This is a genomic window from Sphingomonas adhaesiva (assembly GCF_002374855.1).
GTDB classification, from domain to species: Bacteria; Pseudomonadota; Alphaproteobacteria; order Sphingomonadales; family Sphingomonadaceae; genus Sphingomonas; species Sphingomonas adhaesiva.
Map to the genome: position 1 here is coordinate 34,796 of NZ_NWVC01000008.1, position 24,128 is coordinate 58,923.

Annotated in this window: 12 protein-coding genes; 1 reads left to right on the forward strand and 11 read right to left on the reverse strand. The window is 70.3% G+C overall.

The genetic code is table 11. The features are described 5' to 3' along the window. Window position 1: 1 nt before the first annotated feature. Genes COA07_RS14435 through COA07_RS14445 form a run of 3 tightly spaced genes read right to left on the reverse strand, consistent with a single transcriptional unit; the run spans window position 2 to window position 14,816 of the window. Window positions 2-3,130: a CHAT domain-containing protein gene (locus COA07_RS14435; RefSeq protein ID WP_066709561.1), complete on the reverse strand. Its 3,129-nt coding sequence runs from the start codon at window positions 3,128-3,130 to the stop codon at window positions 2-4. Continuing rightward, window positions 3,127-13,194, reverse strand: a complete 10,068-nt coding sequence (locus COA07_RS14440) for a filamentous hemagglutinin N-terminal domain-containing protein (protein ID WP_096641285.1) — start codon at window positions 13,192-13,194, stop codon at window positions 3,127-3,129. Before COA07_RS14440 ends, COA07_RS14435 begins: the two co-directional genes overlap by 4 nt. Further along, window positions 13,191-14,816 (reverse strand): ShlB/FhaC/HecB family hemolysin secretion/activation protein, encoded by a 1,626-nt coding sequence (locus tag COA07_RS14445; RefSeq protein WP_066711540.1) that lies wholly within the window; start codon window positions 14,814-14,816, stop codon window positions 13,191-13,193. Before COA07_RS14445 ends, COA07_RS14440 begins: the two co-directional genes overlap by 4 nt. Before the next feature lie 327 nt (window positions 14,817-15,143). Between COA07_RS14445 and COA07_RS14450 the strand changes: the two genes are divergently transcribed. Next, window positions 15,144-16,484: a helix-turn-helix transcriptional regulator gene (locus COA07_RS14450; protein WP_083956906.1), complete on the forward strand. Its 1,341-nt coding sequence runs from the start codon at window positions 15,144-15,146 to the stop codon at window positions 16,482-16,484. Window positions 16,485-16,575: 91 nt separating this feature from the next. Here COA07_RS14450 and COA07_RS18785 read toward each other — a convergent pair whose 3' ends face one another. From COA07_RS18785 to COA07_RS14485, 8 genes are all read right to left on the reverse strand, one after another. Next, window positions 16,576-16,935: a hypothetical protein gene (locus tag COA07_RS18785; RefSeq protein WP_211280976.1), complete on the reverse strand. Its 360-nt coding sequence runs from the start codon at window positions 16,933-16,935 to the stop codon at window positions 16,576-16,578. A 49-nt stretch (window positions 16,936-16,984) separates the two neighbouring features. Then, on the reverse strand, window positions 16,985-18,157 hold the full coding sequence (locus tag COA07_RS14455; protein WP_096641287.1) for a copper resistance protein B: 1,173 nt from the start codon (window positions 18,155-18,157) through the stop codon (window positions 16,985-16,987). After that, window positions 18,154-19,893: a copper resistance system multicopper oxidase gene (locus COA07_RS14460; RefSeq protein WP_066711301.1), complete on the reverse strand. Its 1,740-nt coding sequence runs from the start codon at window positions 19,891-19,893 to the stop codon at window positions 18,154-18,156. The genes COA07_RS14455 and COA07_RS14460 overlap by 4 nt, the downstream gene beginning before the upstream one ends. Before the next feature lie 169 nt (window positions 19,894-20,062). Then, window positions 20,063-20,698, reverse strand: a complete 636-nt coding sequence (locus COA07_RS14465) for a 3-oxoacid CoA-transferase subunit B (RefSeq protein WP_066711302.1) — start codon at window positions 20,696-20,698, stop codon at window positions 20,063-20,065. Next, window positions 20,698-21,669 (reverse strand): 5'-nucleotidase, lipoprotein e(P4) family, encoded by a 972-nt coding sequence (locus COA07_RS14470; RefSeq protein WP_066711303.1) that lies wholly within the window; start codon window positions 21,667-21,669, stop codon window positions 20,698-20,700. The genes COA07_RS14465 and COA07_RS14470 overlap by 1 nt, the downstream gene beginning before the upstream one ends. Further along, window positions 21,669-22,379, reverse strand: a complete 711-nt coding sequence (locus COA07_RS14475; RefSeq protein WP_066711304.1) for a CoA transferase subunit A — start codon at window positions 22,377-22,379, stop codon at window positions 21,669-21,671. Before COA07_RS14475 ends, COA07_RS14470 begins: the two co-directional genes overlap by 1 nt. Before the next feature lie 84 nt (window positions 22,380-22,463). Beyond that, window positions 22,464-23,114: an HAD-IA family hydrolase gene (locus COA07_RS14480; protein WP_066711305.1), complete on the reverse strand. Its 651-nt coding sequence runs from the start codon at window positions 23,112-23,114 to the stop codon at window positions 22,464-22,466. Window positions 23,115-23,147: 33 nt separating this feature from the next. Next, entirely contained in the window at window positions 23,148-24,068 is a 921-nt protein-coding gene (locus tag COA07_RS14485) for an SMP-30/gluconolactonase/LRE family protein (protein ID WP_066711309.1), read from the reverse strand. Between the last annotated feature and the right edge of the window lie 60 nt (window positions 24,069-24,128).

Here is a 24,128-nt window from a genome sequence, read left to right on the forward strand (position 1 = left end):
GTCAACGACTGGCCAGCGCCCGCGGCGTCAACATCGTCTTCGCACCGTCACCGACCAAAAAGAACGCGCCCCAAAAGTACGGGTGCGATGTCGCCGGACGGTTCAACACCGCCAGTTGCGCCTCACGCAGTGCCTTGCCCATGCCGCTGGCGGCGCCCGCCTTGTAGAAGGTCTCGATCAACTGCTCGGTGCCCTGGCGCGCCGGCACGCTCCAGTAGGTGGCCATCACCGCGCGCGCCTGCGCAACGATGAACGCCCGCACCAGCCCGTCCAGCGTCGGCGCGGATTCGTCCTGGCCCGCCAGACGCCCCGCCTCCGTACTGACGCTCGCCGCGGTGTCGCACGCCGACAGGATCACCAGATTGGCGTCCAGCCGCAGCCGCGCGACGTCGATATAGCTCAGCAGCCCGTTCGACCGGTTCGGAATATTTGGTTGCGGAGCCTCCACCGACGTCAGCAGCGCGGGCGGCAGCGGTGTCTCGCACATGCCGGGGATCGGCGTGGCGGGCAGGCCATGCGTCGCGAAATGGACGACCTGGTAATTGGCCAGCTTGCCCTGTTCGCTGTCCGCCATGATCGCGGCGTTGGTAAAGCCCTCGCCGGTCACGATCGGGGCACCGGGATCGCCGATCGCGGCGGCGCCGGCGCGGATCTCGTCGATCGGGATCGGCGCGTTGAACCGCATCGCCTCTGCCCAGCGCGCATACGGCATGACGCAGGCGGGGGCGAGCGCGACCGGCGTGTCCGCGACCGCCGGGGTGGCGGGCGCGGGCGGGAGCGCATTGGCCCCAAAGCCGATCAGCTTGTCGGGCGCGCGCGACGGTGCCAGCGCCGTGCGCACGCGCAGAAACGATCGCGGCGACAGCGCATTGGCGACCGCGGCCTTGCGCACGAGGAACGGGACCGTGCCGTAATCGACGCGCGCGGTACGGGCGGTGTCCACGGGCGCGGTTACCAGCACCGCGGCAGGCAGCGCGCCCAGCGTGGCACCACTATCCACGATCACCGCATCTGCGGCGCGCAACCGCTCGATGCCGGCCCCGGCCACGCGGCGGAACAGGTCGTAGGAAGCGCCGGTCGCGAACGGCCGGATGCGCACCCGTCCGTCCTCGCCCGCCGTCGCGCGCGCCGTCTTCAGCACCGCGTCCGACAGTTCCGCCACCGTCGCGGCGTCACCGTCCACGGCATAGACGACCGGACCGTCAGTGGTCACCACCGTACCGAACAATTGCGCGCCGACCGGGGACAGCTTCCAATATGCCTCGCCGGGCTTCAACGCGGCGCGCAGCTGCGCGATCGTCACTGCCGAATCCTCGACCGCGGCAGTCGCGCCCGATCGGGCCAGCTGGGCGTTCACGTCGTCCAGCCGCGCCGATACCGCCGCCGCCTCACCACGCGCATCGTTCAGCCGCGGCGCATCGGGAGACAGGCCGGCGATTTCGTAGCGCAATTGCCCGCGCCGCCGCTCCAGCTCGCGCCGCTCTCGCACCAGCCCGCCCTCGGCACCGCTGCCGACCTGCGCCTGCAACGTCGCCAGTTCGCGCGCGATGCCCGGCTCGCGCACCGTCTGCAGCGCCGCGAAGAAGCGTTCCGCCGCGCTGGCGTCGCCACGCCCGGCATCCTCCACCAGCATCCGCAGATAGGGCGCCAGCAAGGGCGACGCGACGAAGCCGCCGTCCGACTGGCTTGCCAGCGTCGTCACCGCCTGTTGATATTGCGCCAGGATCGCAGCACGATTGGCACCCGGCTGCCGCGCCAGGATCGCAGTGCGTTCCAGTTCCGCATCAGCGATCGCCGGGCCGGCCAACGCGCTGCCGCGCCGCGCCGGATTGTCCGTGAACAGGCACCCGCCCGCCGGCAAAGCCACGGCATGCATCGTCGCAAGCGCGCAGCCGAAGCTGGCGAGCGCGCCTGCGATGTCGCCACGGGCGTAGCGGATACGCGCCCGCTGGCGCTCCAGCCGCGCGCGCAGCCAGTTCAGCCGGCCGGCTGCGTCGCTGCTGCCCAGCGCGCTCTCCACCACGTCCACGCCCTGCACCTTGGCGTCGCGCAGCGCCTGCTCCGCCTCAACGGGCCGGCCCAGCCGCAACAACGCGGTGGAGCGCGCAACGTGCTGCTGCGCCAACAGCACGATCTGGTTCAACCGGTCGGTGTCCAACCCCAATTGCAAGTCGCCGCCGCGCCCGCCGTTGATCTGCGCCAGTGTCGCCGCATCCGTCAGCGGCGCCGCACTGGCGCGCGCGACGGACAACTGGTCCAGCACCGCCTGCCACTTACCCTGGTTATTGTAGTGAAGCGCGCGATAGGCGCTGGCCTGCGCCGTCAGCCCGGCGCGCCCGGGGGATGGCGGCTCGATCGCCATCAGCGCCTCGGCAGCAGCGAAATGCGCGTCCGCCGCACCGAATTCACGGATGTTGGAATCCGCAAGCCCCGCGTTCAGGCGCAGTTCGGCCCGCTGCAGCGGCGTCGCGGTGGCGAACAGCGCCACCGCGTCGTTCAGCAGCCGCGAAGCCTCCACGTTGCGCCCAGCGTAGATCGCCTGCAGCCCCTGCGCCACCGCGCCCGACACGTCCAGCCCGGTCGCCGCCACCGCCGTGGGGCGCTGCCCGCGCGGTGCCGCCGCCAGCGAGGCGATAAGCTGCGGGCCGACCGCCACCGCCTGCGCGACCGGATCGCCATTGTGCAACGCCCGCAGCGCGGTCAGCGCCGGGGCTAGCGCGCCCTGCATCGCGCTCACACGCAGTCTCGGCGTCTCGATGACGACCGCCTCGCCCGCCAGCCGTGCGTCGGTACAGCGCCGCAGCGTGACCGGCCCGATGCCGTCCAGCGTCGCCTGCTGCGCCGCGCCGCACGCATCGGCCGCCAGCGCAGGCTTTTCGGCCGCAACGTCAATCCACGCGCGCTGCTCGGCCGAACCGCGACATGTCACGACGAACGGCTGGTCGCCCTCGTTCAGCAACGCCTTGCCATAGCTCCACGATCGCGTCGCAACGCACGGATCCCGGTTCACGTCGTTTCCCACCGCGATCCGCCCGGGCAATGCGCGCGGCGCGGCCAGGGCGGGGAAGGACATGGCGGTCAGCGCGCTGCCGGCCAGCAGCGCGGCGATACGGGGCAGCGTACGGATCACGGCTTCACCTCCTGTTGCGCGGCGGGACAGGCACCATCCTGCCCCGCGGGACATTCCGCCGCGACGCTGGCGGTCGCCAGATCGCCGATCAGCCCTTCGTTGTTGGTGCCGATGAGCGGTTCGAACTGCAGCTCGGGATTGCTGCCGGTGCCGAACAGCTGGATCTGGCGTTCGTCGAACAGTGACAGGGCTGGCGGTGGCGGCGTGCCGGCCAGGCAGCCGGCGGTCGCCACGCCGATCCCGCATCCGTTGACCCGCGCATTGGCCAGCGTGATCCGCACGGTGCGCGGCGTGCCGTCGGCGAAATCGATCACCGTTTCGGGCTGCAACGCCGCCGCGCTGGACACGAAACCATTGATCGCGCCGAACAGCGCGAAGCTGTCGCTGCCATTGTCGCCCAGCGCGGTCAGCCGCAGCGCCAGCGACTGCGGCGTCGAGGGCGACCCCAGTACCGCTCCGAAGGTGGAGGCCGATCCCGCGCCGCTGTTCTGGAAGAGCGCATAATCGCGATAGGTGACCGACAGCGTGCCCGCGGTCAGATACGGCGCATTACTGCCCGTACCCCGGTACAGCGCGGACGACGGGTCGGAGACGAGCCGGCTGATCGCGCCCGCACTGCCCCCGCTTGCCGCATCGCGCAGCGCGGCGTTGCCCGCGACGATCCGCTGCCCGGCCAAGGCGAGCGTCCCGCCGGCCCAGCTGATCGATCCGCCGCGATCGAGCGCGACGTTGATCGACGACGCGAGATTGGCGGGCGTCGCCGGCGTGCCGCTGGTCGGCAAGGCGGCGTCGGTGCCGCCGATCTGCAGCGAGCGGCCGGTGCCATTGCCCGTCACTGCGCCGACCACGTCGACCATCCCCGTGCCCAGCATGCGCAGCGCGGTGTTCGGCACGTTCCCGGCGGCGTTGGTGCCGATCGTCAGCGTACCGATCGTCATCGCATTGGCGCGGCTGTCCAAGATGATCGTCGCCGCGCCCAGCCGGTTCACCTCCGCTTCGTTGAGCGAGAAAACGCTGTTGTCGGCGGTCGTCGCCGCGCCGCCGAGCGCGGTCGCGTTGGTGCCGGTGTTGGTGACGCGCACCACCCCGGCCGCCGCACCGGAACGGATCGCGCCGGCCGTATCCAGGTCGGTCGTCGATGCGATCGCCACGTTGCCGCCCGCGGTCATCCCACCGGCCCCGATGCGCATCTTGTCGCCGCCGCCCTGCTTCGTCAGCACCGCGTTCGTCGCGGCGCTACCGCCGCCCAGCCACAGGCCGCCCTGCGTCGCCGTCAGCGCCAGCGCGCCGTTGTTCGCCGTGGCGCCGACCGCGTCGATCGCACGCGCCGAGACATCGATCGTCGTTTCGGCACCCGTGCCGGCTCCCTGGCCAGCGCTCACTGCGCCCAGTTGCACCCCGCCGTTCGCCGCCTGGATCAGGACGCGCCGGCCCGCCGCGGCGGCAGTGACGTCGGCCCGGCCGAACAGCGGCAGCAGCCGTCCGTCCGTGGCGCTCCCGATGCCCGGCGCGAATGCCAGCCCCGCGACGTCGCCATTGGCGCTGGTAATCCGCACGTTGCCGGTCGCGGCGTTCACCGTGCCAAGCTGCGCCGTCCCCGCCGCGCGAACACCCGCCGCATAGGTGTCGGTGCCCAGATACTCCTCTACACCGCCACCGGCGCGCAGCGTGCCCACTGCGGCGCCGCCGACGCGCGCATCGATCACCGCATTGGCGTTCGTGGCCGTTGCGGACACGATGTCCACCGCTCCACCCCGCACATCGATCTGGTTCGCGACGTGGTTCTTCGTCGCGCCGGCGCCGGCGATCACCGCACCGAGCTGCGCCACATTGGCCGTGGTCGATGCGTCGGGCGCTCCCGCCAACACCGTGACGGTGCGATCCGCCGCCAGCGCGCCGATGTCCGCCCGGCCATACCCCGCCAGCAACCGGCCGTCGTTCGGCACGGCCCCGCCCGGAAGATCGGACAGGCCGCTGATGCGCCCATCGCGCGCGACCATGCGCACGTCCTGCGCCCGCGCGACCAGGCGTGCGGCCTCGATGCTGCCCTGAGTGGTCGCAACGATACCCGTAGCGGCATCCACCACGCCGGCGCGCAGCCGGCCGGTCGCGGTCAGCGCCACCCCGCCGGCACCCGCCGTCAGCGCCTGTCGCAGGTCGGCATTATCCGTCCCGCGCCGCGTGGCCACGTCGATCGTGCCCGCCGTGACCGTGATCTGCGGCGCCGTGCCCGCGGCCGGGACGCTGCCCGCAGCCGTGACATCGCCCAGTTGCGCCAGGCCGGCGGCGGTCACCACGATCCGCGCACCCTCTGCGCTCGCCGTCAGCTGCGCACGACCATATCCGTCGTCGACGCGTCCGTCCGCCGCACTGCCCGCAAAGATCGGGGTGCCACCCGCCACCGCGTTCAGACCGCTGATCGCCCCGGTGCCCGCGCGCAGGTCGATATCCGCAACGTCATCGGTGCGGCGACCGGTCGCCTCCACGGCGCCCAGCCGGATCGCGGTGGCGCTGTCCAGCGTGACGCTGGTGGCACGTAGCGCGCCGATGCGCATTTCATCGCCCGCGCCGGCTTTCGTCACCGTCGCGCGTCCTGCCACGGTCGCGCTTTCCAGGTAGAGCGCGCCGCGGAGGCTGGTTAGCGTGGCATCGCCGGTCACTGCCAAGGCGGCGTCAGGTGCGGCATCACGGCTGCGCAGCGTGATCGCCTCCGCCGTGATCGTGGCGTCGCTGCCCGTGGTCCGGCCCAATTGTGCCACACCTGCGGCGCTGGTCACGCGCAGCGGACCACGCGCCAGCAGCAGGGCATCGCCGAAGCCCGCTGCCAGCTGCTCTTCATCGAACCCCGCGGCGGCATCGGCGACGCCGATCACGAACGGGTCGGCCGCGCCGTTGTCCTGCGCGGTCGCCGCGGAGAAGACGCCGGCGACCACGCGCGACACGTCGATCGCGCGCCCCGCCTGCAGCGTTGCCGCCCCCCCGCCCGCATCGATCGTACCGGCGGTAATCTGTGCCGCGGCAATCCTGACGGCATCGGGCAGTTGCGCGCCCGTCTCCAGCGTGACCGGCGCACGCGCAGTCACGTCGCCCAACGCTGCCATGGCCAGGTCCACGCCGCCGCTTCCGCGCACGTCCACACCGCGCGCGGCGGTCAGCATCACGCCCGTCGCCCCCGCACCATCCACCAGCCCCGTGATCGATCCGCGCGCGGAGGCATCCAGCGCGCCGGTGGTCCGCACCTGCCCGATCCGCATCGTCCCCGCGCTGGACAGCGTGACACTTTCTGCGTCGACGACGCCGATCACGAAATCCCCGCGCACGCCAGCCGTACCGCTACGCCCAGTGACGCCGTCGACAGCGCGCAACAGGATATCGCCCGTCAGCGATCGGATCGCGCCGCCGCGGATCGCGGTGCTGCTGTCGATCAGCGTCGCGCCGCCACGCCATCCCGGCGCACCAGCAACTCCGGCCGGCATGATGCCGTCCGATCCCGGCTGCGTCCCGCTGGTCAGCGTGCCGACATCAATGTCGCCCGATGCTCCCGCTTTGCGCAGCCGTATCCACGCCCCGCTGCCCGCCACGCCCAATCCCAGATCGCCGTCACTGGCCGCCAGATCGATCGCGCCGCCGAATGCTTCCGCCGTCCCGATCCGCATCGCCCTGGCCCTGACCGCAATCTGCGGCACCGCGATCAAAGCGTCGTCCGCTGCGGTACCCGCGATCACCGTGCCCAGCTGGGCGACGTTGCCGGCGTCGACCGAAATGATGCCCGTCGTCGCGCCCGTGGTGCGCGCGGTCAGGTTCGCCGCGCCGTAACCGACGGCCAGCGCGCCACCCGTCGGCACCCCATTGTCCGCATCGCCCGCGCCCGCCGCCGCGGTCGTTGCCGTCACCGCTCCGCCGGCATCGAGCGATCCGGCGGCCAGTGCGGTGCCCGCGGCCAGTCGGGTCGCCCCGCCGCTGACGACGCGATCCACCGCGATCGCGCCCGCGCCGACCGAAGCGGTGGCACCTGCCTGCACGTCGGCGATGCTCGCCAGCGCCAGCGCACCATCCGACGCCACTCCGCCGACCGACACGCTGCCACCCGCGCTCAACAGTGTCACCGCGTTCGCAGCGACGTCGACGGTGCCCGGCAGCCCCGTGACGGAGCGTGCCGCGCCGACGCTCAGCGCGCCCGTCGCGGTCACCTCCCCCAGCCGCGCATTGCCAGCGGAGGTGATGGTCACATCGCGTCCGGCAACCACCGACACCATCCGCAGCCCCTCCGCGGCCATGCCCGGCGCCACGCCCGCGTCCAGCCAGCCGGTCACCCCGTCCGTCGCGCGTACGGCAAGGTCGCCCGCCGTCGCGGTCAGCGATCCGATCTGCGCGCTCGCCGCGGCGGCCGATCCTGCCACCAGCGCGGCATCCCCGGCTGCGACACCGGTGCCAAGCCGCAGCCGGCCAGTCGTGGTGGTCAGCGCCAGGTCGCCATTGCGGGCGGTCGCCCGATCCACATCCAGCGCGCCCGCCAGTATGCGGATCTGGTTCGCCCCCGCGATCCGATCGCCCCTTGCGCCAGCCAGGACGCTGCCAAGCTTGGCTGCCCCTGTGACGTTGACGACGACCCGCTGGACCGGCTCGCCCACCAGCGCCGCCGACGCGGCGGCGGAAAGGTTGGCGCCATCATAGCCAGGCAACATCTGTCCGTCCGCACCGTTGGCGGCAGTTTCGCGCAGCAGCCCGGTGACGATCGCCGCGCCGGGCACCGTGTCGTCGCCGATCCGGACGCTGCCCGTCGCGGAGGACACCATGCCGAGCCGCATGGCGCTGCTGCTAGACAAGGTCACATCGCCGCGCGCCGTGCCCGTCGCGCCGGTGGTGCCCGCGGTCAGCGCGCCGATCCGCATCTCGTCGCCGTCGCCAATCGTGCCCGGCGCCCCACTCTTCGTGACGATGGCCGCGGTTCCCGCCGCGATGGCGCCGGCATAAAGTCCGCCATTGCTTGCGGTCAGCCGCGCCACGCCGTTCTTGGCCGTCGCACTGGACAGCGTGATCGCAGAGGCATTGACGATCAATTGGTCACGCGGATTGCCTGCGCCATCCCGCAGCGGCGCCGCGCCGGCACCGGCGGTGACGTTGCCCAGTTGCGCGACGCGGCCCGCGTTGACCGCGATCGTACCTGCGATGCCCCCGGTCGAGCCGGGGTTGGTGACGTTCAGGTCGGCCGCACCATATCCGCCTGCGAGCACTTCGCTGGCGATATTCCAGACGTCCGCCGCATAAGAGGCGGGCGTGCTGTCTGCGGTCGCCGTGCCGCCCCGGACCGTCAAACCGCCCGTCAGCGTCGCGCTGTCCAGGCGCACGGCGTCGCCGGTCAGTGTCGTGAAACCGCCGGCCTGGACCGAACCGATCGCGATCGCCCCCGCCTGGACCGTCACGTCGCTGCCCGCCACGATCGATCCGATCGCCGCGACGTCCAGCGCCTCGGCCGGCACGCCGCCGATCGACACCGCGCGATCCGCACGCACCGCCAGCGTGTGATACCCCGTCCCCGTAGTCCCGCTCGCCGTGGCCAGTCCGGTGACCGATCCCGCCGCCGCCAGATCGATCGCCGTCGCGCTTTGCGCGCTGCCGATCCGGATATCGCCCGCGCTCACCGACAGGATGCCGTCAAGGCTGACCGCGCCCAACGTCACTTCACCCGCGATCCCCAGGACAGGCCCCGCCCCGCCGCTGCCCGCATTGATGGCGGTCAGCCCACCGACGACCCCTGCGGCCGACAGGCGCACGTCACCGGTCGCACTGGCGATCCGCCGCGCACCGATGTCGGTGGCGCTGGTCAGTTGTGCCACGCCATCGTCGCCCGCGCCGGATCCGGCGATGCCCCCCGCCCCGGCCTGCAAGGTGCCCGCAATGGTAAGGCGGCCGGCACTGCCGTTCTTCGTCACTATCGCCCGGTCGCGCGCCGCTGCCACCCCCACGGGGGTCACCGCGTCGACCAGCACGGGGCTTCCCAGGTACAGATCGCCCGCCCCCGCGCTCAGCAGCAGCGATCCGTTGCGCGCGGTCACCGATTGTGCGCTGATCGCCGCGGCATCGATGCGTACCTGCGCATTGCCTCCGGCAACGGTGGGCACCAGCGTGCTGCCCGCCCCCGCCGCGATCGCGCCCGCCTGGACCGCATTGCCCGCGGTCAGCGTGATCGTCGCCCCCGCGCCATTGGTCGCGATATTGGCGAAGCCGAAGCCGCCGCGAAGCGCCCCGGCGCCATCGACGGTCAGCGTATTGGTATCCGCCGCGATCACACCATTGCCGCTCAATCTCGCGGTCGCCGCGTTGACGCTGCCCACCACGGCATTGCCAGCCGCGACATCGACGGTCGCTCCCGCCACGATCGACTGGGCGGACAGCTGTCCGGCCGCCAGCGCGACGGCCGTGCCCGCCCGGACATTGCCCAGCACCGCCACCGTCGGCGTCCCCGCGCCGGCCGGCGTCGGCAGGCGCACCGAGCCGACGTTCGCGATCAGGTTCGCGCCCGGCGCGGCGGCGGCGATGCTGCCCAACCCGGTGATCGAGCCGCCAGCCGTGACCCCCAATGTCCCCGTCGCCGTCAGATCACCGATGCGCACACTCGCACCGGCGTTGATCGCCGCACCGCCGACGTTACCGCTGCCCAGCACGATGTCGCCCGTACCGCCCAGCGTCAGCGCGCCGACCACCGCATCGCCCACCGTCAGGCCAGCGCCGACGCCGGGCACCGGCTGCGCCGCGGTGCGAAGCGCGGTCAGCGTCCCCGACACGCGGATCAGGATATCGCCGCCAGTGGCGGTCAACGTCCCGATCTGCGCATCCCCGCCCGAGACGATGCCTGCGTCATAGGTGCCGCCCAGGCTGTCATAGCCGCTCGCACCCCATGCAGCGCTGCCCGTGCCCAGCCGCAGTCCGGCATTGCCGGCGGTCAGCACCATATTGCCGTTGCGCGCCGCCGCTCCGGTGATGTCGACGCCGGTGCCGGTGACCCGGAGCTGGTTCGCCTGCGCGTCGACCGCGCCTGCGGCATCGCCGGCGACCACGTCGCCCAATTGCGCGATGCCCGCCAGCGCATCGACCAGAACGGTCGCGCCGGCCGCACCCGCGGTGATCGCGGCCCGGTCGTAACCTGCCGCAAGCCTTCCGTCGCCGGACACGGCACCCTGGCGCAGCCCGGTCACCGCTCGCGCGGCCTGCACCGCAACATTGCCCGCGCTCGTGGCGATCTGTGTGGTGCGGATATCGGTGGCGCTGGTCAGCGTCGTGGTGCCGCCCGTGGTCAGGCTGGTGAGGACGCGCACTTCGTCGGCATCGACCGGTCCTGCCGTGCCGCCCTTCGTCAGCGTCGCCGCGCCGGTCGCGGTAGCGGCATCGACGTACAGCCCACCGCTGCGCGCGGTGATCGACAGCACGCCCGCGCGCGACTCGGCCGTGCCCAGCGTCACGCCTTCGCCGCTGATCGCCACGGCGGTGCCGTTCGCGCGCGCCAGTTGCGCGATCCCTTGCGCGCCTGCCGTCAACGGCGCCACGCCCGCCGCGATGGCGATCGTTCCCGTGGCATCCGCCAGCGTCGCACCGAACGCCGGCGACAGCGTCGCGCCGGTCGACCAGCGCGCTGCCGCGCCGTCTTCGCCGCCAGCCAGTGCGATCGTCTGCCTGAAAGTGGCGGCGCCGGTGCGCACGTTCGCGCCGAGCGCGTCGACCGACAGGCCGCTCGCCGCTCGCAGCGTGACGGTACCCGCCGTGTCGATCGCCCCCGCCGAAATCCCCCCGGCATCAATCGTCACCGCCCCGCCCGTCGCACCCAGGCTGACCGCGCCCAGCGCCACTCGCGCGGCGGGTGCCAATGTGCTGCCGATCGTCAGCGTGCCGCCGCCGGTGATGTCGATCCCCGGCCCCGCGGCGACATCGGCGGCAAGCGACAGGCCGGTGACCGATCCGTTCGCATCGATCGTCAGGTCGCCGGCCGCATCCAATGTTCCGACGCGCGCATGGTTGGCGGTATCGATATCGATCGTCCCCGCGCGCGCGCTGCCGATGCGGATGCCGTTGCCCAGCACCGCCGCGGCGGTCTGCCCGCGCACATCGCCGTTCGCGGCAATGGCCACGTTGCCCAGCGGCGCCGCCAGCGTCGCGGCACGGATCGTTCCCGCCGCACCCGCGCCGGTCGCCGTCAATGCGAGGTTGCCCGTCGCGGCGCGCGCGGTCAGCAGGTCCATCGCCGCCGCGTTCACCGACATCTGCGTCGCGCCCGACGCGGTGCCGGTGCCGACCGTCCCGGCACGCAGGTCGCCCAGCTGCGCGATCCCGCCGGCCTGGACCGTCACCGTACGCCCGGTGGTACCGGCGGTCAGCGTCGTGCGACCGAATCCGGCCAACAGGCCGCCCGCCCCCGCGCGCCCGCTTATTTCGCCGACCGCGTTGAGCGCAATCGAGCCGTTCAGCGACGTCGCGCTGTCCAGTCGCAACGCTCCACCCGCGTTCAGCGCCACGTCGCCCGCCAGGCCGATCCGTCCGACATTGATCGCGCCCAGCGTCCCGCTGACCGTCAACTGCGCGGCGTCCACCGCCTCCAGGGTCAGCGGTACTGCGGACGGGCTGTTCGATCGCAGCAACACCGATCCGCGATAGCCGACACCCGCACTCGCCTCCGTCCCTGCACGGATCGACGTGCCGTCCAGCGCGAAGCCGGCTCCCCCACCGATCTCGATCGTCACCCCGCCGGTGTCGTTCGTCCGCCCGGATTCGATCACGTAGTTGCCGCTGGTGCTCACGCCCCCGGCGATCGCACGCGCCTGCACCGACTGTCCGGCGAGCAGCGACCGCGTCTGTCCGCCGGTGCCCAGTTGCAGCGCATTGGCGCCGGTCAGCGAGATGCCGCCGGCCGTCGCGGTCAGGCTGCCGCCAAGCGACAACGTGCCGCCATTCGACGCGATCGTCAGTCCGTCGGCGGCGGTGATGGCGTTCGCCAGCGTGACATTGCCCGCCGCCGCGATGTTGATCGACCGACCGGCGATCGTGCCCGGCGTCGCGGCGGTGCCGGTGATCGCGCCCGCGGAGTTGACGTTGACCAAACCCGCCGTGCTGATCGCCCCCGACGGATCGATCGTCACCGCGCCCGATGCCGAGGGATTGACCGTGACGACGTTCGATCCGGCCGTCGCCTCGGTCGAACTGGCCCCGGCGGCCAGAATCACGCGGCCGCCGACCGCGGTCGCGGAAAGCGTCGCGGACGAATCGATACCAAGCAGGAAATTGGTGGCATTCCCGGCCGCCCCGGCCAACGCGATACCGCCGCCCGCGTCGATCGCCCCGTTCGCGCCAACGACGACGCGGCCCTGCGCCACCGTCGTGCCTTCGTTGATCGTCACTCTGACGTTGCTGCCCAGTGCGACCGGCACATCGACCGACCGTGCCGCTACGAGTGCCACGTCGCCCGTCGCAGAGATACGCCCGGTGACGTCGATCGCTTGCGCCGCGACGATCAGGCTACCGGTTACGTTCAACCCGGTGATGCCGTTGTTGGCGGTGTTGCTCGCGATGGTGATCGCGCTGGAACCCATGTTGCCCAGCGTCGCGTTGCCCGTCGTGGGAACGGCCGTCAGCGCCGCGGTGGTCAGCACCAGGCTGCCGCCGGAAAACGCACCCGACGATCCGTAGACGATGCCGTTGGGGTTCGAGAGCCAGACCGAGATGTTCGACTGCGACGTCACCCGGCCGTAGATCTCGGACAGCGTGCCACCGGTGACGCGGTTCAGCACGGTGAAGCCGGTACCGGTGTCGGCGGTGCTGAAGGCGACCGACGAATCGCTCGCCACGCTGAACGAATTCCACTCCATCGTCCGGCTGGCGTCGTTCAGGTTCACCGACATCGCGGTGCCGGCGGTGGATACCGTGGCACCACCCGCATTCGCCAGATCGGGCAACGTCCCCGCCGCCGGCCCGGTCTGCGCCATCGCCGTGCTGATCGGAGCCAGCAGCCCCAGCGCGACCCCACCCAGCAGCGCGGTACGCCGGCGTCGGACGGACACGTTCATCACCTTGTTCATCGTCCGAACCTCCACGGGGCCAATTGGGTGGTGATCGACACCAGCAGCCGATCAGTGGGGCGCCGCGCGTCGATCGTCAGCGCGCGGTCCAGCGGCTTGGCGTAGCTGACGTCCACAGCCAGCCGATCCGCCATCGTAAGGCGAAGCCCGCCGCCCACGGATTGCAGCAGCCGGTCGTTCTCGCTGGTGCCGCGATCCAGGTTCCACAGCCGCACCGCATCGTAGAAGCCGGTCGCCTCTACCTGTATCTGGCTGCCCGGTGCGGTCAGCCGCAGGCGCGGCGCGACCCGCAGTGCGACGACGCGGTCGGCGGCGTTCGCTCCCGGATCGTACCCGCGCCCATAGGTCAGGTTGCCGATCGAGAATTCCTCCAGGTTCAGCAGCGGCCGGTTGGCCCATTGCCCGAACGCCGCCAGATCGAACGCCAACCGGTCGAAGCCCGAAAACGGGCGCAGCGTCTGGTTGGCGGTGCCGCGGATTACGAAGGCCTCGGGATCGCCGTCGAGCCGTGACGGCTGGAAACCCGATCCGTCGATCCCGCGCCGCGTCGCGTCCAGGATCGACATGCCCTTGCGCGCCTCTACCAGCAGATCGGTATCGACCCGCGTCACGCCAAAGGCATCGCGGCTGATGACGCGCGCGCCGATCCGCGCATAGGCGACCCGCAAACGGTCGCGCGAATAGGGCAGGTCGCTGCGGCCCGATCGGATGATCGACCGCTGGTTGATCAGCTCCGCGCCGGCCCCGGCGTAGATATTGATGTCGTCGACGCTCCGCCCAGTACGCTCGAACCCGCGCAGCAGCGGCGCCGACAGGTCAAGCCCCGCGATCAGCGACCGGCTGCGCAGGTCGAGGCCCGGGATTTCGGGGTTCGACCATGCCTGGCTGGCACGGACGCCGATCCGTGCGCCCCCGGCGCCAAGTCCCATCGAATGGCCGCCCTGGATCACGTGCACCTCGTCCCAGGTGCTCGATTGCGACACGCCGATGTACGTCGTGTCGGCCAGACCGGTCAGGTCGTAGAATTCGCCCCGCAGCGAAAACAGCGATCGGCCCAGCTGGCGCGATCCGCTGTTCTGGTAATTGGCCAGGACCAGCGCCTTGCGCTGTTGCACGTCGATCACCGCGATCACGTCACCCGGCTCGCGTCCGGCGGGTTGCAGCGTCAGCGTCAGCGTGAGGCCCGGCACGTCGTTGGCCAGCAACAGCAGCCGCTCCACCTCCTGCCGGTTGAGCGGGTCGACGCCGCGGATCGCCTGTACTCGCGCGGCAATCCCGGCGGGCAAGGGGCCGTCATAGCCCGTGATGCGCGTCTCCACGATCCGCGCCGCCACCACTGCCAGCCGCAGCGTACCGTCGGCGACCTCCTGCGCAGGGATTTGCACCGATGCCACGAAACCGGCGGCGTATAGCGCACGGTCCGCCGCATCGCGGATGTCGCACACCACGCGGATCGGGCGCGTTCCCGCGGCGACCGCGGTCAGCGGTGCCAGTACCCGCGCGATGGCCGCCGGCAGGCCGCCGCCGCGCGCCGACACGAAGCTGACCGTCGACAGATTGACCGGCACCGTGCCGCCCTCCAGCGGGCACGGCCCGGCATCGGGAAGGCGTCGGACGTTCAATACCGGGCGGCGAACCGCGGCATCACTATCAGGGCGGTTACCCTGGATCTGCTCGCGGGTCGGGACGACTCGTGATTGCTGGACTGGCACTTGCGGCGCCGGATTCGGCCCGATCTGCGCCGATGCGCCGCTGGATGTCACGACAGCACCCGCCATCGCGCAAGTAACGCGTAGAAAGCATCGCCGCCGTTTCCGGCCCAATGAAAAATCTTGTGCCACGACGAATCCATTCCCCTCTGCCGGGGAAGACCAATTCCACTTCTGCGAAACAGCCGGCTGCCAGTTTTCATCTCACCCGAATGATTGCAGACGCAATACCGGCACGCGATGCAGGAGATGCATTACGTGTCCATGCAAACATTCCGATCAGAGATTTTCTTACAATTCAGCCCGCACTTGGCCTTACCCCCAACCAATTACGTTGCGGTGATGACGGGACAAATTTATGCGGACATCACCCAATTGGGTGAGAAGACAATTATGTCGCTTCCCTTAGTCCAAACCGACCGCGGCGCGGAGCCGTCCCACGTGACTGCACGATCCTGTCGCGATCGCGCCAACGCTCGCGCCATTCGGGAGGATCGCCGTATGCCTGATGACGATCTGGTTGGCCGGATCTACGAAGCGGCCCTGATGCCGGAACGCTGGCCGATGCTGCTGGAAGCGCTCGCGCTTCATGTCGGCGCGCGTGGCGGAACGCTGGGTCGCCATTCGGACGGCGACCCCCACCTCATCACATCACCGGGTATCGCATCGATGGTGGAGGCCTTCGTCGCCGGCGGCTACCATGCCGACAACGTGCGCTCGGCCCCGCTGCTTCGGATCGACCGCCCGGGATTTGTCTCGGAATACGAAGTGCATGACGAAGAAGCGCGCCTTACCCTTCCGGTGTATCGCGACTTCCTGACGCCGAACAATTTCGACAAGGCCGCCGGCACCGTCATCCTTGGCGCGAGCAGCGATCGGCTGGTGCTGACCGTCGAGGGGTTCTGGGACCGCGAAGGGCTGGAGCGCGCCGTCCCGCAGCTTGACGTGTTGCGGCCGCATCTGGCGCGCGCCGCCATCCTTGCGGCCGAACTTCAGCTGCGCGAGTGCCGCTCGATCGTGGAGGCGTTCGGGCGCATCGGCGCTGGGGCCGCGATCCTCGGCCGGCGTGGGGAAGTGATCGCCCACAATGATCGCTTCGGCACGCAACTCGCGGAAGGGTTGCTGGAGCAGCGCGAACGGCTGCGCTTCTCGCATCGCGCCTCCGATGCGGCCTTCCTGACCGCGCTTGGCGGCGTGCAGACATCGGGACGGGGCGCATCCGTGGCGATCCGCGACGATCTGGGGATCGGCGTCGCGGCGCTGCATCTGGTGCCGGTCCGCCGCAGCGCGCAGGAGGTGTTCGCGGGCGCCACGACGATTGCGGTTGTCGCTCGCCCGGCCGTCGATGCGGCACCTGACGCGCGGCTGATCCAAGCATTGTTCGATCTCACCCCGACGGAGGCCACCGTCGCCCGTGCGATCGCCAGCGGCAGCACGCTTGAGGACATCGCGCGCACCAGTGGAAAGTCGATCGAAACCGTCCGCTCTCACCTGAAGCGGGTCTATTCGAAGACGGCGACGGGGCGGCAGAACGAACTGGCGGTGCTGCTGCGCGGGTTCGGCAGCCCGGCGGACGATTGAACCGACGATGCCATAACCCGGGGCGATGGATGCGGGAGAAGCTCCGGCCGCCCCGCCTCTCCCTCACGTGGCGCCCTGCGACGACGCTGCGCTACGCCAGCGGGTAGGGCCCCTTGCCTCTATCCGCGATGAAGCGGTCGGCGCGCTGATCGATCATCGGCAGCGGCACCGATCCCAGGGCGAGCATCGCGTCGTGGAAGGCGCGATAGTCCAAACCGGGCGCCCAGCGCCGTGCGCGCCTTCTCGCGCGCCCCGAAGCGATTGATGACGTCGGTGGAGCGCCGCGGATCGGGTGCGCTTTCCTTGATGGCGACGATGTTGCGGATCGGCGAAGCCGCGCGGTGGCCACCAAGTCCGGAAACTGATCGGGCGGAGACGCGAAGCCGGGCATGCCAAGCCCCGCCGCAATAATCGCGCGGTGCGACGGTGCCGCCCCCGAACCTTCGATCAACGGGACGATAGAGCGGGATCGTGACGCCTCAGCGTTCCGCGGCGTCGCGTCAGAACCAGGTCCGCACCCCGGCCACCACGCCGAACCCGCCGGTCCCGTCGCCGCGGCCCCGCGCCAGATCGGCGGTGCGGCCGAACCGCCGCTCCCACGACAGACCGAAGTAGGGGGCGAATTCGCGGACGCGCTCGTACCGCAGCCGCAATCCCAATTCCGCGTCGCTCAGCCCCGATCCGATGCCTTGCGCGGGCATGTCCTGCGCGGCGACATTGGCCTCCAGCCGCGGCTGGAGCACCCAATATTGCGTGATCCGCTGATCGTACCAGGCAGTGACGCGGGCCAGGACATCGCCCTTGTCGGACAGGAACGCCGCCGCCTCGACGTCGAACCAATATGGCGCCAGCCCCTCGACGCCGATCGTGGCGTAGCTGCGCGACGGGCCGGGGCGGATATCGTGGCGGATGCCCGCCTGCAGGTTCCAATAGGGATCGAGCGCGCGGCTGTAGAGCGCCTGCACCTCCGCCGTGTCGAGCGAGCCGCCGGCCGCGCCCTCCCCTTCGCTCTTGATCGTCAGCCGGTCGAGATCGCCGCCGATCCACGCCTCGCCGTCCCAGCGGTAGCCGTCGCGACCGCGGCGCGCCTGATATTCGGCCAGGTTCACGATCACCTGAGCGAACGTCATCCCGCCGTGTTCGCGGCGCATCGCCCGGTCGGCGTCGCGCATCGCCGCCGCGTCATAGACGCGCTCGGCCAGCAGCCCCGGCTGCGCGACGGGCGCGGCGGCCTGCCCGGCCGGCAGGTCGGTTCCCGATGCCGCTCCATGGCTGCCATGCGGCGCGGCGCCCATCGCCATGCCCGGCATCGCCGACATGTCGTGTCCCGCATGGGGATCGGCGGAAGGCGCCATTTCCGGCATGGCCGACACGTCATGCCCGGCATGGGGATCGGCCGGCCGCGCCGTCGCCGGCATCATCGACATGTCGTGTCCGGCGTGAGGATCGGGGGCCGTCGCCGGACGAGCCGGCGCGGCGCGGCGCGGCCGGGGCGCCGGTCGCGCCGGGGCACGGCGGGGGATGGCCTTAGCCGCCGGCTTCTTCTGCGCCGGCATCGTCATGCCGGGCATCGCCATACCCGGCATCATGCGATGGTCCATGGTCTGCGCACTCGCCGGAAGCGCCGGCATCAGCGCGAGGGTCGCGGCAGCCCTTGCCAGGCGCACCGTCATGCCCCCGCCTCCGCCGGGGCGCGGACCTGCACCACCTGCATCATCCCGGCGTGCATGTGGTACAGCATGTGGCAGTGGAACGCCCAGTCGCCTTCGTTGGCGGTCACGTCCCAGCTGACCTTGCCGCCCGGCTGGACGATCACCGTATGCTTGCGCGGCGCATGGTCGCCATGCCCGGTGACCAGTTCGAAGAAATGGCCGTGCAGGTGGATCGGGTGCCCCATCATCGTGTCGTTGACCAACGTCACGCGCACCCGCTCGCCCGCGACGAAGGGAATCGGCGCGGTCACTTCCGACAGCTTGCGGCCATCGAACGACCACATGTAGCGTTCCATATTGCCGGTCAGGTGGATTTCCAGCGAGCGCGACGGCGCGCGTACGTCGGGGTTGCGGTCCAGCGCGATCAGGTCGAGATAGGTCAGGACGCGGTGCCCCGCATCCTCCAGCCCCTGTCCCGGATCGCCGGTACGATCGACCGGCATCGGGGAGATGGTCTGCACCCCCGGCCCCTGGCGTACCCCCGGCGCATTCGCGAAGTCGCGCATGTCGTGCGTCATCGCGCCCGCCGCCGGGGGTGCGCCATGGTCCATCCCCGGCATCGCCCCATGTGCCGACATGTCCATTCCCATGTCGCGCATCGTCGCCACCGGCCGCCGCCGGAGCGCGGGGACCGGCGCGACCATCCCCGCGCGCGGCGCCAGCGTGGCGCGCGCCATGCCCGATCGGTCGACGCTTTCCCCCACCAGCGTATAGGCGCGATCCGCGTCGGGCGTGACGATCAGGTCATAGGTTTCGGCGACGCCGATCTGCAGTTCGTCGACCTCCACCGGGCGCACGTTCATCCCGTCCGCCTGCACCACCGTCAGCGTCAGTCCCGGGATCCGCACGTTGAAGGTCGTCATCGCCGAAGCGTTGATGACGCGCAGCCGCACCCGCTCGCCGACGCGGAACAGCCCGGTCCAATTGTCGCGCGGGCCGTGGCCGTTGACCAGATAGGTGTAGGTGGAGCCGGTCACGTCGGCGATGTCGGTCGGGTCCATCCGCATCGCGCCCCACGCCAGCCGATCGGCCAGCGTCTGGTCGCGGCCCGCCACCAGCCCCGCCAGCGTCTGCTGCTGGCGATTGAAGTAGCCGGCCTGCTTCTTCAGCTTCGCGAACAGGCGGTGCGGGTGGAGCGGGCTGTGATCGGACAGCATGACGACATGCTCGCGATCCGCGCGCACCGGATCGTCGCCCTTCGGATCGATGACGATCGGCCCGTACAGGCCCGATTGCTCCTGCAGCCCCGAATGGCTGTGGTACCAATAGGTGCCCGCCTGAACGACCGGGAATTCATAGGTGAAGCGGCGCCCCTTCGCGATCCCGGGAAAGGAGACGCCCGGCACTCCGTCCATGTGCGAGGGCACCAGCAGCCCGTGCCAGTGAAGCGACGTATCCTCGTCCAGTGCGTTTTCGACATGCAGCCGCACCGTCTGCCCTTCGCGCAGCCGGATCAGCGGCGCAGGCGCGCTACCGTTGATGCCGATCGCGTGGCCGGTGCGGCCGTCGACCGTCATCATCTGATGCGAGATGCGCAGGCGTATGTCGTCGCCCGATACCGTCGGCAGCGTGGCGGTGGTACCGACGCCTTCCGACACGCGCTGCGCCCAGCCCGGCCACCCTGCCAGCAGCGCCGCCCCGCCCCCGACCACGCCCGCGCGGCGCAGCAGCTGGCGACGATCGAGAACCTGCGGCATCTGTGACTTTCCCGAAAAACGCCCCGCCATCGCAGGCAGCGACGCGCATGTAGGATGACGGGAAGATGACGGCCAGAGGCGTCGCATCAGGCCGGATGCGACGGTCTCACCGGACCACTAACCCTTCGCCCCTCTCACGAAGGATCGGAGGCGGTCGGGCGAACCGGCGTCACGCCTGATAATCGGCAGTGGTCTTGGCGCGCACCTCGTCGGCGGTGACCCCGGGCGCCAGCTCGATCAATCGAAACTTCGACTGGTGATCGGGCCGCTGGAATACCGCCAGGTCGGTGACGATCATGTCGACCACGTTGCGCCCGGTCAGCGGCAGCGTGCAGTGCGGGATGAATTTCGGGCTGCCGTCCTTGGCCTTATGCTCCATCACGACGATGATCTTTTTGACGCCGGCGACCAGGTCCATCGCGCCGCCCATGCCCTTGATCATCTTGCCGGGGATCATCCAGTTGGCGATGTCGCCGTTCTGCGCCACCTCCATCGCGCCCAGCACGGTCAGGTCGATATGCCCGCCGCGGATCATCGCAAAGCTCTGCTCCGATCCGAAATAGGCCGACTGCGGCAGCTCGCTGATCGTCTGCTTGCCCGCGTTGATCAAATCCGCGTCGACCTCGTCGTCATAAGGGAACGGGCCGATCCCCAGCATCCCGTTCTCCGACTGGAGCGTCACCGTCATCCCCTCGGGGATGTTATTGGCTACCAGCGTCGGAATGCCGATCCCCAGGTTGACGTAATAGCCGTCGCGCAGCTCCTTCGCCGCGCGTGCCGCCATGCCGTTGCGATCCCAGCCCATCACTTCGCTCCTCCGGCGGGAACGGCATCGTCCCAGCGCCTGTCCTTCGGAAATGTCTCGTCCCAGCCGGTGCCCAGCCCGGTGCCGTAGACGGGGTTGGGCAGCACGAACCAGCCCGCGCCCCATTTTGCCCTGATCGCATCGACGCTGGCCAGTGCGCGGCGCCCCAGTGCGGGCGCCGGGCCGGGCGGATTGAACAGGTCGGCGAAATCGCCCAGCTGGTCCCCCGCCATCGCCACCACGCAATAACGCGCCGCGATCGCCTGTCGCCGCCCGTCCTTGCCCGATCCACCGTCGACGTCGCCCTTCAGGAACAAGGTTTCACCGTGCACGAAGTCGCCCAGCCCGGCATTCTTCAGCGCGCGGGCGGTATCGGCGGCATGGGCGGCGGAACGGTTGGTGTTGATGACCATCGTGACGCCCAGCGCGCGCAGCGCGCGGAACGCGGAAATCGCGCCGGGCAGCGGCGACACCCGTTCCGCGCCGCCCTGTTCCCAGCGATCCCAGCGCTTGGGGTCATAGCCCTGCCCCGTCCGCGCATCGTGATATTCGTAGCCCAGGTTCAGGACGACGGTTTCGTCCATGTCCAGCACCACGGCGGGCGGCAGCGTGCCGCACGGCAGCATGTCCACCATCCCCGCGGTCGCTCCCGGCGCCAGTACCACCGATCGCGGCCAGCGCGGCAAGGTTCCCGCCGCACGCTGGCTGGGCAGGCGTCCGCGCGCATCGCGGGCGGTGTCCAGCACCCCGCGCACATAGGCGACCATGCCGTTATAGGCCTGTTCCGAAAGCGCCGCCGCCTCGGCCGATCCGTACAGATACGCCATTCCCGGCGGCACCAGGTCGCCCGGCTTCTGCGTCTGGGTCAGGATCGTCACCGACGGCGGCATGGGGTCGGCCGGCGGCAGCGCGCGCGTCGCGCATCCGGCCAGCAGCGCCGCGGCGCCGATCAGTCCCGCGGCCGTGCGCATCACGCCGCCTCGGGCCGGGGGCGCGTCATGCGGAACTCGATCTTCTTGTCGTAGGGCGCGCCGACGATCATCCGCTTCACGTAAATGCCGGGCAGATGGATGTGATCGGGGTCCAGGCTGCCGACCGGCACCACTTCCTCCACCTCGGCGACGCAGACCTTGCCCGCGGTCGCCATCGGCTGGTTGAAGTTGCGCGCGGTCTTGCGGAAGATCAGGTTCCCGCTCTCGTCCGCCTTCCAGCCCTTGATGATCGACAGGTCGGCGCGGATGCCGCGCTCCAGGATATATTCCTCCCCGTCGAACTCCTTCACTTCCTTGCCCTCGGCCACCAGCGTGCCGACGCCGGTCTTCGTGTAGAAGCCGGGAATGCCCGCGCCGCCCGCGCGGCACCGTTCCGCCAGCGTCCCCTGGGGGCAGAACTCCACCTCCAGCTCGCCCGACAGATACTGGCGCTCGAACTCCTTGTTCTCGCCGACGTAGCTGGAGATCATCTTGGCGACCTGCCGCGTCCGCAACAGCTTGCCCAGCCCCTCGCCGTCGATGCCGGCATTGTTGCTGGCAATCGTCAGCCCCGTGGTACCCGCCGCCTGGATCGCGTCGATCAGCCGTTCCGGGATGCCGCATAGCCCGAACCCGCCGGCGCAGATCGTCATCCCGTCGAACAGCAGGCCGTCGAGCGCCGCCGCGGCATCCGGATAGAGCTTCTTCACGCGCCTCATCCTCCCTAACTGCCGGGCACGACTAGCGGCGCGCCGCGCCGGTCGCAAGCGAAGTTGAACGAGCTTTCAAGTTTGTCAGAAATGACCGGGTGCGATCTCCAGCGCGGCGCACAGCGCGTCCAGCGCCTGCCCTTCACCGGTTACCTTGATCGCGATCATCCCCAGTTCGGCGGCGGGTTTGCAGTTGATGCCCAGGTCGTCCAGATACACGCACCGGTCCGGCGCGACGTTCAGCGTCTGGCACATCATCGTGTAGATGCGCGGGTCGGGCTTGCGGATGCCGACCTTGCTCGATTCGATCACATGGTCGAACCGTGCCAGCACCGCCGCCACCGCAGCGGCCTTTTCCGTCGTCCGCGCCATCCCCGCGCCCTCGCCCGCGGGGACGTTGTTGGTGATGCAGCCGATCCGGTAGCCCTCGCGCTTCAGCCAGTCGAGCGCATGGACCATCCGCGGGCGGATGTCCCCCGCCAGCAACGCCAGCACATCCTCCCCGCGCAATTCGTGCCCCACCGCCCGAGCCTCCTCGGCAAACGCGCTGTCGAAGCCCGCCGCGTCGATTTCCGCCCGCTCGAACCTGGCCCAGGCATTGTCATCGGGGTCGATCGCGTTGATCCGCCGCACCAGATCGTGCGGCAAGCCGCGCTCGCGCTCCATGCGGTTGAACGCCTCGAACGGCGACGACGTGATGACGCCGCCGAAATCGAAGATCACGGTATCGCGCATTGAAACTCCTTGATGACGGGGTCGCGCCCCAAATCAGTATTGCAGGGACAGACCGGGGCGCGCCCAGCGCGTCTTCACCAGCTTTCCGGTGCCCGACAGGGTGATATACGCATCGCGCATGTCGTCCCCGCCGAAGCAGATGTTGGTGGTGAAGATGTCGGGCGTGGCGACGAATTCGACCAGGTCACCATCGGGCGAGACGACGCTGATCCCGCTCTCCCCGATCGTCGCGACGCAGATGTTGCCGCCCGCTTCCATCCCCAGCGAATCGAAGAACTTGTACCCGGCGGGTCGGTACAACGGGATGCCCGGCCCGCCCGGCCCGGCATCCGGCGCGACCTTGCCCGGCGCGGTCACGTTGAACTTCATCAGCCGGCAGGTGTAGGTTTCCGCGGCGTACAGCACGCTGCCGTCCGGCGACAGGCCGACGCCGTTGGGGTTGTTCGACGGGAATACCACTTCCTCGATGAAGCTGCCGTCCGCCCTGGCATAGAAGATGCCGACGATATCGTGGCAGCGCGCGGCATAATCGACCTTGCCGTGATCGGTGAACCAGAAGCCGCCGTGCGCATCGAACACGATGTCGTTCGGGCCGCGAAGCGTCACGCCATGGTCGCCGCTCTTGTACAGCACCTCGACCGCGCCGGTAGCGGGATCAATCCGCTCGATCCGTCCGCCCGAATAGTCGCTCGCGATGCCGTGCGGGGCCAGCATGTCGCCGTTTTCGGCCCAGTCGAACCCGCCGTTGTTGCAGCAATACAGCATCCCGTCCGGCCCCAGTGCCAGGCCATTGGGGCCACCGCCCGGCTCCGCGACGGTCTGTTTGCTGCCGTCGGGGCGGATGCGGGTGAGCCGTCCCGCCGCGATCTCGACCAGGATGATACTGCCGTCCGGCATCACCACCGGGCCTTCGGGGAAGCGCAGCCCGTCCGCCACCAGCTCGAAGTCAGCCATCATCCTCTCCTCACCTTGTCGTCTTTGCGCCACGATCGACCAACCGTCGCCCCTTCGCAA

Coding starts and splice junctions, on each gene's coding strand:
- COA07_RS14465 (WP_066711302.1), bottom strand. CDS start 20,698: ATGGGCTGGGATCGCAACGGCATGGCGGCACGCGCGGCGAAGGAGCTG.
- COA07_RS14460 (WP_066711301.1), bottom strand. CDS start 19,893: ATGCCGCAGGTTCTCGATCGTCGCCAGCTGCTGCGCCGCGCGGGCGTG.
- COA07_RS14470 (WP_066711303.1), bottom strand. CDS start 21,669: ATGCGCACGGCCGCGGGACTGATCGGCGCCGCGGCGCTGCTGGCCGGA.
- COA07_RS14455 (WP_096641287.1), bottom strand. CDS start 18,157: ATGACGGTGCGCCTGGCAAGGGCTGCCGCGACCCTCGCGCTGATGCCG.
- COA07_RS14480 (WP_066711305.1), bottom strand. CDS start 23,114: ATGCGCGATACCGTGATCTTCGATTTCGGCGGCGTCATCACGTCGTCG.
- COA07_RS14450 (WP_083956906.1), top strand. CDS start 15,144: ATGCAGGAGATGCATTACGTGTCCATGCAAACATTCCGATCAGAGATT.
- COA07_RS14440 (WP_096641285.1), bottom strand. CDS start 13,194: ATGAACAAGGTGATGAACGTGTCCGTCCGACGCCGGCGTACCGCGCTG.
- COA07_RS14485 (WP_066711309.1), bottom strand. CDS start 24,068: ATGGCTGACTTCGAGCTGGTGGCGGACGGGCTGCGCTTCCCCGAAGGC.